The 16,816-nt window shown below is 73.0% G+C and carries 14 protein-coding genes; 8 read left to right on the top strand and 6 right to left on the bottom strand.

Annotated elements, in window-relative coordinates; translation table 11 throughout:
• The first annotated feature begins 254 nt into the window (after positions 1 to 254).
• From ABZZ79_RS28505 to ABZZ79_RS28490, 4 genes are all read left to right on the top strand, one after another.
• Positions 255 to 1,904 (top strand): sigma-70 family RNA polymerase sigma factor, encoded by a 1,650-nt coding sequence (locus ABZZ79_RS28505; protein ID WP_356693428.1) that lies wholly within the window; start codon positions 255 to 257, stop codon positions 1,902 to 1,904.
• A 106-nt stretch (positions 1,905 to 2,010) separates the two neighbouring features.
• The gene (locus ABZZ79_RS28500) at positions 2,011 to 3,276 is read left to right on the top strand and encodes a glycosyltransferase family 4 protein (protein WP_356693426.1); all 1,266 of its coding nucleotides are present in this window, start codon (positions 2,011 to 2,013) and stop codon (positions 3,274 to 3,276) included.
• Between the two features lie 87 nt (positions 3,277 to 3,363).
• Positions 3,364 to 4,035 (top strand): RNA polymerase sigma factor, encoded by a 672-nt coding sequence (locus ABZZ79_RS28495; RefSeq protein ID WP_356693503.1) that lies wholly within the window; start codon positions 3,364 to 3,366, stop codon positions 4,033 to 4,035.
• Positions 4,032 to 5,111 (top strand): CU044_5270 family protein, encoded by a 1,080-nt coding sequence (locus tag ABZZ79_RS28490; RefSeq protein WP_356693424.1) that lies wholly within the window; start codon positions 4,032 to 4,034, stop codon positions 5,109 to 5,111. Before ABZZ79_RS28495 ends, ABZZ79_RS28490 begins: the two co-directional genes overlap by 4 nt.
• Before the next feature lie 101 nt (positions 5,112 to 5,212).
• Here ABZZ79_RS28490 and ABZZ79_RS28485 read toward each other — a convergent pair whose 3' ends face one another.
• The 5 genes from ABZZ79_RS28485 to ABZZ79_RS28465 all read right to left on the bottom strand — a co-directional run bounded on the left by ABZZ79_RS28485 (position 5,213) and on the right by ABZZ79_RS28465 (position 11,780).
• Positions 5,213 to 6,052 (bottom strand): carbohydrate ABC transporter permease, encoded by an 840-nt coding sequence (locus tag ABZZ79_RS28485; RefSeq protein ID WP_356693422.1) that lies wholly within the window; start codon positions 6,050 to 6,052, stop codon positions 5,213 to 5,215.
• On the bottom strand, positions 6,049 to 7,398 hold the full coding sequence (locus tag ABZZ79_RS28480) for an ABC transporter permease subunit (protein ID WP_356693420.1): 1,350 nt from the start codon (positions 7,396 to 7,398) through the stop codon (positions 6,049 to 6,051). The genes ABZZ79_RS28485 and ABZZ79_RS28480 overlap by 4 nt, the downstream gene beginning before the upstream one ends.
• Before the next feature lie 6 nt (positions 7,399 to 7,404).
• Complete coding sequence (locus tag ABZZ79_RS28475; protein WP_356693418.1) at positions 7,405 to 8,730, bottom strand: ABC transporter substrate-binding protein; 1,326 nt, start codon at positions 8,728 to 8,730, stop codon at positions 7,405 to 7,407.
• A 20-nt stretch (positions 8,731 to 8,750) separates the two neighbouring features.
• Positions 8,751 to 10,373 (bottom strand): glycoside hydrolase family 13 protein, encoded by a 1,623-nt coding sequence (locus ABZZ79_RS28470; RefSeq protein ID WP_356693416.1) that lies wholly within the window; start codon positions 10,371 to 10,373, stop codon positions 8,751 to 8,753.
• Between the two features lie 138 nt (positions 10,374 to 10,511).
• Positions 10,512 to 11,780 carry an ABC transporter substrate-binding protein gene (locus ABZZ79_RS28465; RefSeq protein ID WP_356693414.1) on the bottom strand — a complete coding sequence of 423 codons (1,269 nt, stop codon included), beginning with the start codon at positions 11,778 to 11,780 and terminating at the stop codon, positions 10,512 to 10,514.
• Between the two features lie 120 nt (positions 11,781 to 11,900).
• Here ABZZ79_RS28465 and ABZZ79_RS28460 point away from each other — a divergent pair, with 120 nt between their 5' ends.
• The 4 genes from ABZZ79_RS28460 to ABZZ79_RS28445 all read left to right on the top strand — a co-directional run bounded on the left by ABZZ79_RS28460 (position 11,901) and on the right by ABZZ79_RS28445 (position 16,102).
• Positions 11,901 to 12,416 (top strand): PadR family transcriptional regulator, encoded by a 516-nt coding sequence (locus tag ABZZ79_RS28460; RefSeq protein ID WP_356693412.1) that lies wholly within the window; start codon positions 11,901 to 11,903, stop codon positions 12,414 to 12,416.
• Positions 12,413 to 13,171: an ABC transporter ATP-binding protein gene (locus ABZZ79_RS28455; protein ID WP_356693410.1), complete on the top strand. Its 759-nt coding sequence runs from the start codon at positions 12,413 to 12,415 to the stop codon at positions 13,169 to 13,171. The genes ABZZ79_RS28460 and ABZZ79_RS28455 overlap by 4 nt, the downstream gene beginning before the upstream one ends.
• A gap of 1 nt (position 13,172) precedes the next feature.
• Positions 13,173 to 15,605: an FtsX-like permease family protein gene (locus tag ABZZ79_RS28450; protein WP_356693408.1), complete on the top strand. Its 2,433-nt coding sequence runs from the start codon at positions 13,173 to 13,175 to the stop codon at positions 15,603 to 15,605.
• Positions 15,606 to 15,772: 167 nt separating this feature from the next.
• Positions 15,773 to 16,102, top strand: coding sequence for an antibiotic biosynthesis monooxygenase (locus ABZZ79_RS28445; RefSeq protein ID WP_356693406.1), 330 nt, complete (start codon positions 15,773 to 15,775; stop codon positions 16,100 to 16,102).
• Between the two features lie 329 nt (positions 16,103 to 16,431).
• Here the strand turns inward: ABZZ79_RS28445 and ABZZ79_RS28440 are convergent, their stop codons facing one another.
• Complete coding sequence (locus ABZZ79_RS28440) at positions 16,432 to 16,641, bottom strand: hypothetical protein (protein ID WP_356693404.1); 210 nt, start codon at positions 16,639 to 16,641, stop codon at positions 16,432 to 16,434.
• Between the last annotated feature and the right edge of the window lie 175 nt (positions 16,642 to 16,816).

Raw genomic sequence — 16,816 nt, 5'->3', positions numbered from 1 at the left:
TTCATACCGACTCCTCCCCGGTTCCCTCGCGACCCGACTGATCACGGTCACTCCCGCTCCCGTATCTGCAGGCGGAACGGCACCCCCGTTCTGTGACATCGGAGGGGCCGCTCGCGCCGGGAACGGACGGGCGGGAGAAGATTCACTCTCCGCCTCGAAAGTTTGTGTTATCCGGCGGCCCGTCGCAGGGTCTCCCATGTGACGGACCGCGTGCGGTGTACGCGGGCAGGAGCGAGGAAGAGAGTGGTCCCAGGGTGAGCAGCCAAGGCGAAGTGGCGCTGGTGAAGGCGGCGCAGCAGGGGGACGGGCGGGCCCAGCAGGAACTCGTCGCGACCTACCTGCCGCTGGTCTACAACATCGTCGGCCGGGCCCTGGACGGGCACGCCGACGTCGACGACGTGGTCCAGGAGACGATGATCCGCGCCCTGGGCGGGCTCGGCTCGCTGCGCGACCCCGCGGACTTCCGCTCCTGGCTGGTCGCGATCGCGATGAACCGCGTCCGCAGTCAGCGCCAGGACCACCGCGCCCCGGCCGAGCACGGCCTGCACGAGGCGTACGACGTCCCGGACCCGGGCGCCGACTTCGTGGGGCTCACCATCCTGCGGCTCGGGCTGTCCGGGCAGCGCCGCGAGGTCGCCCAGGCCGCGCGGTGGCTGGACCCGGAGGACCGGGACCTGCTGGCGCTGTGGTGGCTGGAGGCCGCCGGACGGCTCACCCGCGCCGAGGTCGCGGCCGCGATGGAACTGTCCCCGCAGCACACGGCGGTACGGGTGCAGCGGATGAAGGAGCGGCTGGAGACGGCCCGGGTCGTGGTGCGGGCCCTGTCGGCCGTGCCCCGCTGTGTGCTGCTCCACGACGTGGTGGCGACCTGGGACGGGGCGCCCTCGGCGCTGCGGCGCAAGCGGATCGCCCGGCACACCCGTGACTGCACGCAGTGCGGCGGCTTCGGCGCGGGTCTCGCCCCGGCGGAGGGCCTGCTCGTCGGCCTGGCCCTGGTCCCGGTGGGCGCGGGGCTGGCCGCCCTGGCACCGCAGGACTATGTGGCGCTCGCGGCGGACCCACGGGCGGCGGGGACGTACGGCGATCCGCTGCCCGGCGGGCAGGAGCCGCTGGTCCACGACCGCGCGGAGCACACCGACGGCGCCCCCGGCGGCCGTCTCCAGCAGCGGCACAGCCGGCGCCGCCTGCGCCGGCGCCGGGTCGCGTTGGCCGCGGTGGCAGCGCTGGTGGCGGGCGGTGGCAGCGCGGCGCTGCTGATACCGGGCGACGCCGACGACACCCGCCGGCCCGCGACCGCGCACGAAACGCCCGACAGCGCCGCGCTGTCGGCATCCGCCCCCTCGCCGTCGCCCTCGGAGTCCGGCCCCTCGGCGTCTCCGTCCAAGGCCGGCCCCTCGCCCTCGCCCAGCACCAAGGCCCCCACGAAGAGGCCCAAGCCGAAGCCCACGCCCACCCCGAGCCGCACCTCGGCGCTCCCCGCGCCCGACCCGGTCACGCCCGAGGCCGCCCCGGCGCCCCCGAGCTCCGTCGCCGGGCAGGTGCTGGCGCTGGTCAACACCGAGCGGGCGAAGGCGGGTTGCTCGCCGGTCGCCCAGAACGCCACGCTGGACACGGCCGCGCAGCGGCACTCCGACGACATGGCGGCCCGCGGCTTCTTCGACCACACCAACCCCGACGGCCAGGACCCGGGCGACCGCATCACGGCGGCGGGTTACACCTGGAGCACGTACGGCGAGAACATAGCCCGCGGCCAGCAGACGGCCGCCGAGGTGATGCAGTCGTGGATGAACAGCCCGGGGCACCGTGCGAACATCCTCAACTGCTCGGTCGAGGAGACCGGTCTCGGCCTCCATCAGGGCGCGGGCGGGCCGTGGTGGACGCAGGTCTTCGGCACCGGGATGTGACGCCGGACCGGCGTTCGCCGCAACGTTGCGCCATCCGGCGGGCGTTCGGCGCGACGTTGCGGTGACGGCGGGGAACCGGACAGGTGTACGGGCACTCTCAATCGGCATGAAGATCTCGTTCCTGCTGCACAACGCGTACGGCATCGGCGGCACGATCAGCACGACGTTCAATCTCGCCGGGGCGCTGGCGGACCGGCACGACGTGGAGATCGTGTCCGTGATGCGCCATCGCGAGAGACCCGAGATCGCGCTGGACCCACGGGTGGCGCTGCGGCCGCTCGTCGATCTGCGCACGGAGCGGGACCATCCGCTGCACCGCAGACCGGCGACGGTGTTCCCGGCCGCCGAGTACCGGTACCGGCAGTACAGCGAACTGACCGACGCGCGGATCGCCGAGAGCCTGGCGGCCAGCGACGCCGATGTGCTGGTGGGCACCCGGCCGGGGCTCAACGTGCATCTCGCGCTGCAGGGGCCGCAGCGCAGTGTGCGGGTGGGGCAGGAGCACCTCACCCTGGACAACCACCCGCCCCGGCTGCGCACCGCGCTGCGCCGGGCCTACCGCCGCCTGGACGTGCTCACCACGGTCACGGAGGCGGACGCGGCGGCCTACCGGCGCAAGATGCGGCTGCCCGGTGTGCGCGTGGCGGCCCTGCCCAACAGCGTGCCCGACCCGGCGCTGCCGGTGGCCGACGGCAGCGCGAAGGTGGTGGTCGCGGCCGGCCGGCTCGTCCCGGTCAAGCGCTACGACCTGCTGATCGAGGCGTTCGCTCGGGTCGCCGCCGAGCACCCCGACTGGCAGCTGCGCGTCTACGGCAAGGGCCAGGAACTGCCCCGGCTGCGGCAGCTCGTCGAGGACCTCGGTCTGGTGGACAACGTCCGGCTCATGGGCGTGGCGGCCCCGATGGAGGCGGAGTGGGTCAAGGGCTCGATCGGCGCGGCCGCCTCCGACTTCGAGCCGTTCGGCATGACCCTCGTCGAGGCCATGCGCTGCGGCCTGCCCGTCGTGAGCACCGACTGCCCCTACGGGCCGGGCGAGATCATCCAGGACGGGGCCGACGGCCTGCTCGTACCGGTCGGGGACCGCGAGGCGCTCACCGCCGCCCTGCTGGAACTGGTCGGCGACGACGAGCGACGCCGCCGCATGGGCCGTACGGCGGTGGAGAACGCGCGCCGGTTCGCGCCCGGCCCCGTGGTGGCGCGGGCGGAGCTGCTCTTCGAGGAGGCGCTGGCGGCGCGGCGCGGCGACGGCCCCCGCGCGGCGGACGGCGGCGGCCTGGGCCGGGTCCTCGTCAGCCAGGGATTCGCCGTCCGCGATGTCGCCTACGGTGCCGCGGGCCGGGCCCGGCGGATGCTGCGCAAGGCGCGGGGATGAGCGGCACGGACGGCCGGCCAGGCATGTGACACAGGTCACGGGAAGTCGTACCAGGGCGCCGGACAGCTGACGGACGTGAGCACTCAAATGCGTACCCGGGTACGGGACGGGGATCCGAGCGCCTTCGCGGAGCTTTTCGACAGCTATGCCCGCGCGGTCTACAACCACGCGTACCGGCTGACGGCCGACTGGTCGACCGCCGAGGACGTGATGGCGGCCACCTTCATGGAGGCCTGGCGGCTGCGGGACAGGGTGGACGCCGAGGGCGGCTCGCTGCGGCCGTGGCTGCTGGGCATCGCGACGAACACCGCGCGCAACCAGTACCGCAGCAACCGCCGTTACCGGGCTGCGGCCGGTGCCGCCGCGGCGGCGGAGCTGTCGGTGCCCGACCATGCAGAGGAGGTGGCCGAGCGGGTCGACGACCGGCGCCGCCTGGCGAAGGCCCTGACCGCGCTGGCCTCGCTGCGCCGGACCGAGCGCGAGGTGGTGGCCCTGTGCCTGGGCGAGGGCCTGGAGTACGAGGCCGCCGCGGAGGCGCTCGGCATTCCGGTGGGCACGGTCGCCTCCCGGCTGTCCCGGGCCCGGAAGAAGCTGCGCCGCCTCGCCGCGGACGAGCCGCCGGGGGCACCTGCCGCCCGGGCCGCGAAAGCGGGGTCCGCGAAAGAAGTTCCGGGGAACCGGGAATTCGGCCGCCCGGCCCGACAGACAAATGGCGATCACACTCACGTGGTCCGGCCCGCGCAGGGAGGAAACCGATGAACGCGAACACGTCCCGGCAGAGTCCGGCCGAGCACGAGGACGGCACCGAGCTGTTCTCGCGGACGGCGCGTGACCTGCCGGCGGGCCGTCACCAGTTCCACAAGGAGCGTCTGATGGCCCAGATCCAGCAGGAACAGCACGTCCCCACCGCCGCCCCGGTGAAGCCTCGCCGGACGCGGCTGGTCCGCCCGGCGATCGCCCTGCCGGTGCTCGCCACCGCCGTCGCCGGGGCGTTCGTCGCCGTGTCGCTGATGCACGGCCAGGAGGCGCCGGGCGGCCTCGGCACCGGCCCCGCCCTGACCACCCCCGTCGGCGCCGCCTCCACCGAGGGTCTGCCGCAGCTGGTCGACCGGATCGCGCTGGCGGCGGCCGAGGAGTCCCACCCGAAGGTCGGGCCCGGCCAGTACATCTACATCGAGTCCAGGGGTGCCGGCACCTTCGTCAAGACCGTCGGCGACAAGTCCAGCCTCGTCGGCCAGGACCTGCACACCCGTCAGATCTGGGAGTCCGCCGACGGCACCCAGGGCTGGCTGATCGACCCGGCCGTCAACGACGACCCCGAGGGCGAGACGCTGTCCCTCCCCGACGAGCAGGGCAACACACCCGAGGCCACCCTCAACGCCCCGTCGTACGACTACCTGGCCGAGCTGACGACCGACCCGGACGAACTGCTCGCCAAGATCTACGCGGAGACCGAGGGGATGGGCAACTCCCCCGACCAGCAGGCGTTCACCACGATCGGCGACCTCCTCGGCGAGAGCTACCCGCCGGCGAAGCTGTACCCGGCGCTGTTCAAGGCCGCGGCGAAGATCCCGGGGGTCGTCGTGGTGAACGACGCGGTGGACGCGGTGGGCCGGCACGGTGTGGCCGTGGCACGGCTGGACGAGCACGGCGGCGTGCGCGAGGAGTGGATCTTCGACAAGAAGACCCATGTCTTCCTGGGCGAGCGCTCCGTGCAGGTGTCGGGGAGCAGTGGCGAGGACGGCCTGATCAAGCCCGGCACGGTCATCTCCACCAGCGCCGTGATGAAGCGGGCCATCGTGGACGGCCTCAAGGAGACCCCCTCGGGCGAGTGACGCGCGGGCGGCCGGCCCCGCCCCCGCGGCGGCCGGCCGCCCGGCTCCCCCGCTCGGTGCGGGCTCCTCACCTGACCCGGCTGCCCGCTCGACCCGGCTCGCTACTTGACGGAGCCCGCCATCACCCCCTGCACGAAGTGCCGCTGGAAGGCGAAGAACACCGCCACCGGGACGATCAGCGACAGGAACGCGCCGGGTGCCAGCACATCGATGTTGCTGCCGAACTGCCGGATCTGCGACTGGAGTTCGACGGTCAGCGGCTGCGCGGAACTGTCCGCGAACAGCAGCGCGACCAGCATGTCGTTCCACACCCACAGGAACTGGAAGATGGCCAGGCTGGCGATGGCCGGCAGGCCGACCGGCAGCACCAGGCGGGTGAAGATGCGCCACTCGGTGCCGCCGTCCATCCGGGCGGCCTCCAGCATCTCCTTCGGGATCTCGGCGAAGTAGTTGCGCAGCAGGAACACCGCGAACGGCAGACCGTAGGCCACATGGAAGAGCACCACGCCGGGGATGGTCCCGAACAGGCCGAGCTGTCCGAAGAGTTTGGCGACGGGCAGCAGACCGATCTGCACCGGCACCACCAACAGGGCGACCACCAGCAGGAAGACGGCGTCCCGGCCGGGGAAGTCCAGCCAGGCGAAGGCGTATCCGGCGAGCGCGGCGATGACGACGACCAGGAACGTGGCGGGGACCGAGATCAGCACGGTGTTCCAGAACGCCCGGGTCATGCCCGCGTTCTCCAGCAGCGCCGAGTAGTTGTCGAAGGACAGCTGTCCCGGGCTGGTGAACACCGTCCACCAGCCGCCCTTCGCGGTGTCCTCGGCGGAGCGCAGCGAGGACAGGAGCAGTCCGGCCAGCGGTGTCATCCAGACCAGGCCGGTGATCAGCAGGAAGGCCTGGACGACCCCGTTGCCCAGGTAGCGGCGGGCGGTGTTCATCGCTGGCTCCTTCGGAAGCGGCGTACGTTGAAGACCATCGCGGGGACCACGAGCAGCAGGAGCAGCACGCCCAGTGCGCTGCCCAGGCCCTGGTCGTTGCCGCCGCCGAACGACACCAGCCACATCTGCGTCGCGAGCACGGTCGCGTCCTGCTGCACGGGGCCGGGCGCGATGATGTAGACGAGGTCGAAGACCTTCATCACATTGATCACCAGGGTGATGAACACGACCGTCAGCACGGGGGCGAGCAGCGGGACCGTGATGCGCCGGAAGATCTGCCACTCGCTGGCGCCGTCGATGCGTGCCGCCTCCAGCGCGTCCCTGGGCAGGGTGGACAGTCCGGCGCCGATGAGGACCATGGCGAAGCCGGTCCAGATCCACAGGTAGGCGCCGATGATCGCCGGGGTGACGAGCGTGGGCCCGAGCCAGGACACACCGTCGTAGGGCGCGGCGAAGTTCGCGGCGGCCAGCGTCACCGTGTAGGGGCCGTCGTCGAGTCCCTCGAAGCGGAAAGTTCCGTCGAACGCGGTGGTCGTCGTGGCGACCGCGTCGCCGTCGCGCACCGCCTCGACCCGCATCCCGGGCAGTCCGCTCTCCTTCGGGTCCACCGCGCCCTGCCGTCCGCCCCCACCGGGGGTGAAGTCCAGGTAGACCACACCGCGCAGTTCGCCGGGCCCGGCCGCGGCGCTCCGGGCGGCGGCGGCCCCGGCGGGCAGGTCCTTGGGCTGTACGCCGACCAGGCCGAGGGTCAGCGAGTCGCCCGGCGACACGGTCGCGGCGGTCCGGTAGCCGCCGTCGGCGGTCCTGGTGAGTTCCAGTCCCTCGCGGGCGCGGGCGGTCGGGTAGGGCGAGGTCCCGGCGAAGGCGTCGTGGACGGAGACCGCGGCCGCGTTCAGCACGCCCTTGTCCGGGTCCTCGTCGTAGGCGAGGCGGAAGATGATGCCGGCGGCGAGGAAGGAGACGGCCATCGGCATGAACAGCAGCAGCTTGAAGGCGGTGGCCCAGCGGATCTTCTCCACCAGGACGGCCAGGATCAGGCCCAGGCCGGTCAGCAGGGTGGGGGCGACCACGACCCAGACGGCCGTGTTGCGCACGGCTCGCATGGTGGCCGGGTCGCGGAACATCTCGGTGTAGTTGTCGCCGCCGACGAACTTCGTGCCGGAGGCGTCGAAGAAGCTGCGGCCGACCGAGAACAGCACCGGGTAGACGACCAGCGCGCCGAGCAGGAGTAGCGCCGGCAGAACGAAGAGCAGGGCGACGGCCCGTCCCCGCCGCCGGGGGTGCCGGGCGGTGCCGGCACCCTCGGCGGGCGGAGGGCTCGTCTCTTTCACGAGCGTGGCGGTCATGTCCGGTCAGCCCTTGTATGCCTTGGCCGCGGCGGACTCGAGCTGGGCCGCGGTCCTCGCCGGGTTCGAGGGGTCGCGCAGGAAGTCCTGGAGGACCTTCCACTCGCCGGCGCCCTTGGTGCCGCCGAAGGCGGCCGGGGCCTGGTCGGACATGTCGAAGCGGACCGAGTCCCCGGCCGCGACCAGGGACTTGGCGGTGGCGCGGGTCACGTCGTCGCCGTAGGCGGCGGGGTCGAGGTTCTTGTTCGGGGAGAGGAAGCCGCCCGCCTCGGCCCACACGGCCGCGGCCTCCGGGGTGGCGAGGTACTCCAGGAAGGCCATCGCGGCGTCGGCGTTCTTGCCGTCCTTGAGGACCACGGCCGCGTCGCCGCCGCTGACCACCGGGGCGGTGCCGGAGCCGACCGGCGGGAAGGCGAAGAAGTCGGCGTCCTTGCCGATGGTCCTGCCGAACTGGTCCTTGGCCACACCGGCGACGAAGTCGCCCTCGTAGACCATGCCGGCCTCGGGCTCGGGCCCGAAGACCTTCTCCACCGAGCCGGGGAAGTCGGTGTTCAGGGCGCCCTTCTGGCCGCCCGCGATCAGTTGCTTGTCCTTGAACAGCTCGCCGAGTGTGGTGAGCGCCCGGACGACGGAGGCGTCGGTCCACTTGAGCTCGTGGGCGGCGAGGGCGTCGTACTTCTCGGGTCCGGCCTGGGAGAGGTAGATGTTCTCGAACCAGTCGGTGAGGGTCCAGCCGTCCTGTCCGGCGACCGAGAAGGCGGCGAGCCCGGAGTCGGAGACGGTCCGGCCGGCCTTGAGCATCTCGTCGTACGTCTTCGGCGTCTCGACGCCCGCCTGCGCGAGGGCGTCGGGGCTGTACCAGACGGTCGACTTGTGGGCGGCCTTGAAGTAGAGGCCGTAGAGGGCGCCGTCGACGCTGCCGTAGTTCTTCCACACGGGCGCGAAGTTGGCGTCGACGGACTTCTGGGCGGTGGCGGACAGCGGCTTGAGCCAGCCGCTGTCCGCGAACTGCTGGAGCACGCCGACCTGCGGGACCATCACCACGTCGGGGGCGTTGCCGCCCTCGATCTTGCTGCCGACGACGGTGGAGACGTTGTCGCCGGTGGAGACGAACTGGGGCTTGGCTCCGGTCTTCTCCGCGAAGGCGTCGAGCACCTTCTGGAAGTTCTTCTGCTCGCTGCCGGTCCACACGCCGGCCACGGTGAGGGTCTTGCCGTTCAGCGCCTTGTCGCCGCCGCCGGCCGAGACGTCGTCGCCGCCTCCGCATGCGGTCGCGCCGAGGGCGAGAACCAGGGCGGTGCAGCCGCTGAGCAGGGTGGTACGTCGCATCATCGTCGATGTCCCTTCACGGGTCAGGAGTTGGGTGAGAGGTCGTCGATCCACCAGGCCGCCGTCGAGCCGGGGAGCACCCCGGCCGGGCAGGGGCCGCTGGACAGCAGGGGGGTGCCGGAGACCGGCGCGGGCACGGGGGTGGTCCCGAAGTTGACGGCGCACACGAGGTCGTCGCCGCGCACGAAGGCGAGCACGCCGGGCGGGGTGTCCAGCCAGCGAAGGGTTCCTTCGCCCAACTGGGGCAGCGCGGAGCGCAGTTGCAGTCCGTCGCGGTACAGGTGCCAGAAGGAGCGGGTGTCGACCAGGGCGCGGTCGAAGGCGTAGTCGGCGAAGTACTGCGGCTGCGGCAGCCAGGGCCTGGCGCTGTCGGCGCCGGAGGTGAAGCCGAACGGGGAGGCCTGTCCCGACCAGGGCAGCGGCACCCGGCAGCCGTCGCGGATGCGGGCGCGGTCGCCGGTGCGCCGGAAGATCGGGTCGGTGAGCACGTCGTCGGGCAGGTCGACGACCTCGGGCAGGCCCAGTTCCTCGCCCTGGTAGATGTACGCGGCTCCGGGCAGCGCCAGCATCAGCAGCGCGGCGGCGCGGGCGCGGACGGCACCGAGTCCGCTGCCGCCGGTGGCGGGTTCGCCGTAGCGGGTGACGGTGCGGACCTGGTCGTGGTTGTTGAGGACCCAGGTGACCGTGGAGCCGGTGCCGGCGATGTCCTGCATGGCCTCGGAGACGACCTTGCGGAAGGCGTCCGCGTCCCAGGGGGCGCCGAGCAGGTCGAAGAAGAAGGCCTGGTGCAGCTCGTCCGGGCGGACGTACTGGGCGTGCTCGCGGGCGGTGGGCACCGACACCTCGCCGACCAGCAGGCGTTCGCGGCCGTCGCGGGCGGTGTACTCCTCGCAGACCGAGCGCCAGTGCCGCCAGACCTCGTGCACCTCGGGCTGGTTCCAGGCGAGCGGGTTGACCGAGTCGCGGGTGCGGGCGTCGGCCTCGGGGTCGTCGGAGTCGGGCAGCTCGGGGTGCTTGAAGAGTCCGGCCGCCACGTCGATACGGAAGCCGTCCACGCCCCGGTCGAGCCAGAAGCGCAGGATCCGGTCGAACTCGGCGGAGATCCCGGGGCTCCGCCAGTTCCAGTCGGGCTGCTCGGGCGTGAACATGTGCAGGTACCACTGGCCGTCGGCGACCCGGGTCCAGGCCGGCCCGCCGAACATGGCGTGCCAGTTGTTGGGCGGCTCGCAGCCGTCCGGGCCGCGGCCGTCGGCGAAGTGGAAGCGGGCGCGGGCCGGGCTGCCGGGTTCGGCGTCCAGTGCCTCGCGGAACCACGGGTGCTCGCTGGAGCAGTGGTTGGGGACGATGTCCAGCAGGACCTTGATCCCGAGCTGTCGCGCGGCCCGCACCAGCAGGTCGAACTCGGCGAGGTCGCCGAAGACCGGGTCGACCTCGCAGTAGTCGGCCACGTCGTAGCCGTGGTCGTGCTGCGGCGACGGGTAGAAGGGGCTCAGCCAGATCCCGTCGACGCCCAGCTTCTTCAGGTACGGCAGCCCCGCACGGACCCCGGCGAGATCGCCGACGCCGTCGCCCGTGCTGTCCAGGAAGCTGCGGACGTAGACCTGGTAGATCACCGCGTCTCGCCACCAGCGGTACTTACTCAACATGTATGCATGTTAAGTAGCTGTTTCCCGAGGGTGTCAATGAACTGGACAGAAGCTACTGATGAGTTGACCGGAAAAACCTGGATAAAATAGGGCAGCGAGAAACAGGATGAGACCCTGACGTTACCTAACAAGTAACTATCAGCGGGCGATGGCGTCGAGCTCGCGCGCCAGCCGGCGCACGGCCGCCTCGGGCGTCTGGTGCCCGGTCATCGCGTCGTGCACGACCGCCTGCACCGCCAGGCTGACCTGCTCGTAGCGCGGGCTCTTGGGCCGCGGCGCGGCCGCCAGCACGCTCTTGCGCAGGGTCGGCAGATAGGGGAACTCCCTGATCAGATCAGGGTTCTCGTACAGGTCGGCGCGCACCGGGGGCAGTGCGCCCCGGGTCAGGACCTGACGCTGGACGGGCTCGCTGGTGAGGTAGGCGATCAGCCGCGCGGCCGTGTCCGGGTGCCGGGCGTGTGCGCTGACGGCCAGGTTCGAGCCGCCGAGGACGCTGGTGCCCGGCCCCTCGGGGCCCGGCAGCGGGACGGCGCCTATCCGCCCGGCGACCCGTGACCCCTCGGCGGAGGCGACGACATAGGCGTAGGGCCAGTTCCGCAGGAAGAGCAGCCGGCCGTCCTGGAAGGCCTGCTTGGACTCCTCCTCCTTGTACGTCAGCGCCTCGCGCGGGATCCAGCCCTCGCGGACGCCGCGCACCAGGAAGCCGATGCCCTCGCGGGCCCCGGCCGAGTCGACGGTGACGCGCGAGCCCTCGTCGCCGAGGATCGTGCCGCCCGCCGAGTAGACCGCCTCGGCCGCGTTGACCGTCAGGCCCTCGTAGGGCAGGAACTGTCCGGCGTAGCCGTCGAGCCCGTGCCTCGGGGCGACGGTCTCGGCGTAGTGCTCCAGTTCGGCCCAGGTGCGGGGCGGCGGCAGGCCCTCCTCGTCGAGGACGTCCTTGCGGTAGAGGAGCAGACCCGCGTTGGTGACGTACGGGACGGCGTACAGCCTGCCGTCGTAGGTCGCGGTGTCGACGACCGGCGGCAGGAAGGTACCGAGCGGGAACCGGTCGGGGACCAGCGGGCGTATCCAGCCCGCGGCGGCGAACTCGGAGGTCCAGTTGACGTCGATGTTGAGGACGTCGAACCGGCTGCGCTCACCGCCGCGCAGGTCGGTGACCATCTGCGCGTGCGTCTCGTCGGCGGAGTCGGGCAGCTCGACGAGGGTGACCTCCTCGCCGGGGTGGGTACGGTTCCAGCCCTCCAGCAGTGGGCCGAGATAGCCGGTGAGGTCCCCGGCCGTGGCCAGGGTGAGCGGTCCGCGCCCGCCCGCCGGACCCTCCTGGGCGCCGCCCCCGAAGGCGACATAGCCGGTCAGGACGACGAGGAGAACGAGGAGGCCCCTACCCGCGGCACGCGTCCACCGCATAGGTTCCTCCCTGTACCCGGCGCCGGGCCCCTTCGCCCGGAGTCAGAGGCCATGTATACCTGTTAGGCATGGGCGATACTAGGGCCTGGCACATATCACCGGAACAGGAGGACAGCACGCGTGCGCCTGCCCCTCCTGGCACTCCTCGCCCGCGGTCCGGCCCACGGCTACGAGCTGAAGCAGGACCTTGAGCAACTGCTGGGCTCCGCGTACCCTCAGCCGAACGTCGGCCAGATCTACGTCACCCTCGGCCGCCTGGAGAAACAGGGTCTGATCGAGGGCGAGGACGTCGAGCAGTCGAGCCGGCCCAACAAGAAGGTCTACCACCTCACCGACACCGGGCGCGAGGCGCTGCGCACCTGGTTCGCGGAGCCCGAGGACGAGCCACGGGTCCGGGACGAGTTCTTCATGAAGCTGGCCCTGGCCCCGCGGACCGGCCTCGCCGACCAGATCGCCCTGATCAACGGACAGCGGCGCCAGTACCTGAACACCATGCGGCAGCTGTCCAGGCTGGCCGCCGCCGAAGACCGCGACAACCGCATCTCGCAACTTCTCATCGAGGGCGCGATGCTGCACCTCCAGGCCGACCTCGACTGGCTGGAGCGGTGCCAGGAAGAGCTGGAGGAGCTGGAGTGACCGAGGGCACCGCTCCCGTGACACCGGCACTGCGCGCCGACGGGCTGACCAAGACCCACCACGGCGAGGGGGCGCCCGCGCACGCCGTGCGCGGTGTCGATCTCGCGGTACGGCCGGGCGAGTTCGTGGCGATCACCGGGCCGTCCGGCGCCGGGAAGTCCACGCTGCTGCATCTGCTCGGCGGGCTCCAGCGGCCGGACGCCGGAAGCGTGTGGCTGGACGGCGTGCGCGCGGACGCCTGGAGCGAGTCCCGCTGGGCGGTGGAGCGGCGCCGGCGGATCGGGATCGTCTTCCAGTTCTTCAATCTGGTGTCGAACCTGTCCGTCGCCGACAACGTGGAGCTGCCCGCGCTGCTCGCCGGGGTGGCGCCGAAGCGGGCCCGCGCCGAGCGGGAGCGGCTGCTGGCCGAGCTGGGGCTGGCCGGCAAGGAGCGCAGCATGCCGGGCGAGCTGTCCGGTGGTGAGCAGCAGCGCGTCGCCCTCGCCCGTGCCCTGGTCAACCAGCCGCCGCTGCTCCTCGCCGACGAACCCGCCGGCAGCCTCGACAGCAAGGGCACCCGTGAGGTGATGCGGCTGCTCTCCCGCTTCCATCAGCGCGGCCAGACGATCCTCCTGGTCACCCATGACGCCCGGCTCGCGAGCGCCGCGGACCGGGTGATCAGCTTCTTCGACGGGCGCATCGCCGACGACGCGGAACTCGACGGCACGCCCTCGCGCCGGGCCGGGACATCCGGGGTGCTGGAGCTCAGGGACTGAGATGCGGGCCACCTTGCGCTGGGCGCACTCCGATCTGCGGACGCATCGCGGCGAGGCGCTGTTCCTCGTCCTCGCGACCGCGGGCATCGTCGTGTCGCTGCTGCTCGCGGCCGCCCTGTTCGGGTACGCCACGAACCCCTGGCAACGGGTGTTCACGCAGGCCCACGGGGCGCATGTGTGGCTGCACACCGACTCCTCGGCGGACGCCGGGAAGCTGTCCGCGCTCGACGGCGTCGACTCCGTCGCGGGGCCCTACCCGGCGGCCTCCGCCACGGTCGCCACGCGGGGCGTACGCGCCTCGGTGGAACTGCGCGGCACCTCGGCCCGGCCCGGGATCGGCCGTCCGCTGCTGACCGCGGGCAGCTGGCTGGACCCGGCGACGCCCGACGGTGTCGTGCTGGAGACCCGGCTCGCCCGCGCGCTGCTGGCGGAGCCCGGCGACACGCTCAGCCTGCCCGGTGAGCCGCGCCGGCTCACGGTCCTCGGGGTCGCCGACAGCGCCGAGCCGCGCTACCGGCCCGGCGAGCGGCGCGGCCTGGTCTGGGCGCTGCCGTCCGCGCTGCCCGACCCCGACGGCCAGGTGATCGGCCTGCGGCTGAAGGACCCGTCCGACACGGGGTATGCCGTCCAGCGGGCCGTGACCGTGCTGGGCGCCGGGGCCATCGGCGAGGTCGCCACCTGGCAGCAGGCGCGGGCCGAGGCCCAGAACGACAACCGGCTGCTCGGCCAGGTGCTCGGCCTGTTCGGGCTCGGCGCCCTGCTGGCCGCCGGATTCGCGGTGCACGGCGCGATCGGCACCCGTATCCGGGGTCATCTGCGGGACATCTCCGTCCTGAAGGCGGTCGGCTTCACGCCTGCCCAGGTCGTCCGCCTCTTCCTGTTCCAGCACCTCGCCTACGCGCTGCTCGGTGCCGTGGCCGCCGCCGCGCTCACCGAGTCCCTCGGCAGTCTGGTCCCGGGGCGCCTCGGGGACGCGGTCGGGGTGTGGCAGGGGCTGCCGGGGCAGACGGTGACGCTGTTCGCGGTGCCGGTCGGGGCGGTGCTGTTCATCGCCGCGACGACGGGGCTGGCCGCGTGGCGGGCGGGCCGGGTGCCGCCGGTGCCGGTGCCCCGGCCCGCGGCGCCCCGGGGTGGCCGGCTGTCGGGAGCGGCCCGCTGGGCCCTGGCCGCCCGGGGCGGCGGCAGCCCGCGGACCGGGCCCGGGACCGAGGCGCCCGATCGGCCCCTTACCGGTGCTGATCCGTCCCGGACCGGCGATCCGTCCGCGACCGGTGCGGGCGCGGCCTTGCTGCGTGCCGCGCGCTCCCCGCTGACGCGTCTGCGCGTCTCCCCCGCGCTGGTCCTCGGCTGCCACCGGGCGTTCGCGCGCCACCCGCGTTCCCTCGCCGCGGTCGGCCGGCTGACGCTGCCGCTGCTGCTGATCGTCGTGGCGATGAGCGCCTGGACCACGATGGACCGGTTCCACAGCAGGCCGGAGCAGATCGGCCTGCCCGCCGCGCTGGCCGTCCGCCCCGACGCCTCGCTCGGCGCCGACCGCACCCGGGCACTGCTCGACCGGGATCCGCAGGTGGCCGCCGTGTATCCGGGCGTCGAGGTGGCCGCGCTGGTCCCCGGGCAGACGGAGACCATCGCCCTGCGCGGCCTCGGCACCCGCCGGGACCCCTACCCGTACGCCCTGGCGCAGGGCCGCCCGGCGCGCGGCCCGGACGAGGCCGTGGCCGGTCAGGGGCTGCTCGATCTGCTCGACGTACGGGTCGGCGACTGGGTGCGGATGACCGTCGGCGACCAGCCGCAGATCCTGCACATCGTCGGCCGCTCCATCGAGCCGGACAACGCGGGCCGGGTCATCTCGACCACGCTGGACACCCTGCGCGAGAACGACCCCGGCCTCGGCCCGACCCTCTACCAGGTCCGTATCGCCCCGGGCGCCGACCCGCACACGGTGGCCGGCCGTCTGGCCGGGGCCGGGTCCGGGCACCTGGACGTGCACGCGGTCGTGAACCCGGCCGACGGGCTCTCCCCGTTGCGCGGGGTCGTCCTGGGGCTGATCGCCGTCCTCGCCCTGATCGGTCTGGTGGAGCTGCTGACCGCGATCGGCGGCACGGTCCGCGAGTCCGAGCGCGATCTGCTCGCGCTGAAGGCCATCGGGCTGTCGCCCCGGCAGATCACCGCGATCACGGTCACCGCGACCGGCGGTACGGCGCTGGTGGCCGTGCTCCTCGCCACGGCCCTCGGCCTGCCGCTGGCCCACTGGCTGATCGACGCCCAGGGCCGGTCCAGCGGCATCGGCTCCGGCATCGCCCAGGGCCCCTCCCCGGTGCTCCTGCTGCTCCTGTGCGCGAGCGCGGTCCTGGGCGCGACCGCGCTCGCGGCCCTGCCCGCGTCCCGGTCGGCCCGCCGCCGCCTCGCGGACACCTTGAGCGCGGTGGCCTGAGCGCGGTCCACCAGCCGGACCGGCCGGCTGCCCGAACTGGTCCCCTCCGAGCTCCGGGCCGGGCGTGCGGGAATCCCGGACGCGGTCCGGTGACCGGGGCCGAGCGGCCCGTGTCCGCCGCGCGGGGCGCCGGGCAGGTGCGGGCGGGGGTGCGGCAGGATGAGGGCATGAGCGTAGTCAAGATCAACGTACTGACCGTGCCCGCCGAGCAGCGCGAGGTGCTGGAGAAGCGCTTCGCCTCCCGCGCCCACGCCGTGGAGAACTCCGACGGCTTCGAGTGGTTCGAGCTGCTGCGGCCGGTGGAGGGCACCGACAGCTACCTCGTCTACACGCGCTGGCGGGACGAGGAGTCCTTCCAGGCCTGGATGGAGGGCCCGATGAAGGCCGCTCACCAGGGCGGCGGCCCGCAGGGCGGGGAGCGGCCGAAGCCCGCGGCCTCCGGGTCCACGCTGTGGTCGTTCGAGGTGGTGCAGCAGGCGGCGCCGAAGGGCGACTGAGGAAGCGGATCCTCCGCCGTTCTTGGTGATCATTTTGTGTGGTCGTGGGGCCTGAGCGGAACTGGGCCGGCGTACGTTGGCGCACTGCACCGAACGCCGAACCAGGGGGAATCGTGTCTCTTCAGGACACCACGGCCGCACACGCCCGCAGCGCCGCCCCGAGCTCGAAGCGGGCGTCGGGGTCGGCCAGGGCGTCCCGGAAGAGGCGCCGCACCTGATGCGGCGCTGCCGCGCGGTCTGGGGTGGATGCCCAGGCGGGCCGCGATCTCCGGGGCGGTGCTGTGGGGCGTCTGGAGACAGGCCGACAGGGTGCCGGCGAGGCGGTCGCGCTACTTGGGGGTGAGGGACGCGAGGGGTGCGAGATGCCGGTGTGCCATCAGCGGCACCAGTGCCGGGTCCGCGAGCAGCGGCAGCCGGGCGAGGGACGGGTCGGTCACCGCCGGGGCGTCCGGACCGGCGGCGGCTCCCGCGTCCCGCAGACTCCGGGCCCAGCGCGGCGAGTCGGCGGTCCGCGCGGGCGGTACGGCGGGTCCCACCACCGCGCCGGTCTCGCGCAGCAGTTGCGGCAGCCGGGGTCGGCGAGCAGCAAATGCGGGGCCGGGACGACCGGACAGGGCTGGGCGCTCTCCAGGTCGGCGACCCCGACCTGAACGGACCAGGCGGGCGAGCGGCGCCGTTCTGAGCCTCGTACGTGAACCGCGGCCTGCTCGGCGC

The organism is Streptomyces sp. NPDC006458, from assembly GCF_040612135.1.
GTDB lineage: Bacteria > Actinomycetota > Actinomycetes > Streptomycetales > Streptomycetaceae > Streptomyces.
The sequence above is the reverse complement of the archived record's forward strand: the minus strand, read 5'-3'. Positions and strand labels throughout refer to the sequence as shown.

Coding starts and splice junctions, on each gene's coding strand:
- ABZZ79_RS28500 (WP_356693426.1), top strand. CDS start 2,011: ATGAAGATCTCGTTCCTGCTGCACAACGCGTACGGCATCGGCGGCACG.
- ABZZ79_RS28495 (WP_356693503.1), top strand. CDS start 3,364: ATGCGTACCCGGGTACGGGACGGGGATCCGAGCGCCTTCGCGGAGCTT.
- ABZZ79_RS28490 (WP_356693424.1), top strand. CDS start 4,032: ATGAACGCGAACACGTCCCGGCAGAGTCCGGCCGAGCACGAGGACGGC.
- ABZZ79_RS28485 (WP_356693422.1), bottom strand. CDS start 6,052: ATGAACACCGCCCGCCGCTACCTGGGCAACGGGGTCGTCCAGGCCTTC.
- ABZZ79_RS28480 (WP_356693420.1), bottom strand. CDS start 7,398: ATGACCGCCACGCTCGTGAAAGAGACGAGCCCTCCGCCCGCCGAGGGT.
- ABZZ79_RS28475 (WP_356693418.1), bottom strand. CDS start 8,730: ATGATGCGACGTACCACCCTGCTCAGCGGCTGCACCGCCCTGGTTCTC.
- ABZZ79_RS28470 (WP_356693416.1), bottom strand. CDS start 10,373: ATGTTGAGTAAGTACCGCTGGTGGCGAGACGCGGTGATCTACCAGGTC.
- ABZZ79_RS28465 (WP_356693414.1), bottom strand. CDS start 11,780: ATGCGGTGGACGCGTGCCGCGGGTAGGGGCCTCCTCGTTCTCCTCGTC.
- ABZZ79_RS28450 (WP_356693408.1), top strand. CDS start 13,173: ATGCGGGCCACCTTGCGCTGGGCGCACTCCGATCTGCGGACGCATCGC.
- ABZZ79_RS28445 (WP_356693406.1), top strand. CDS start 15,773: ATGAGCGTAGTCAAGATCAACGTACTGACCGTGCCCGCCGAGCAGCGC.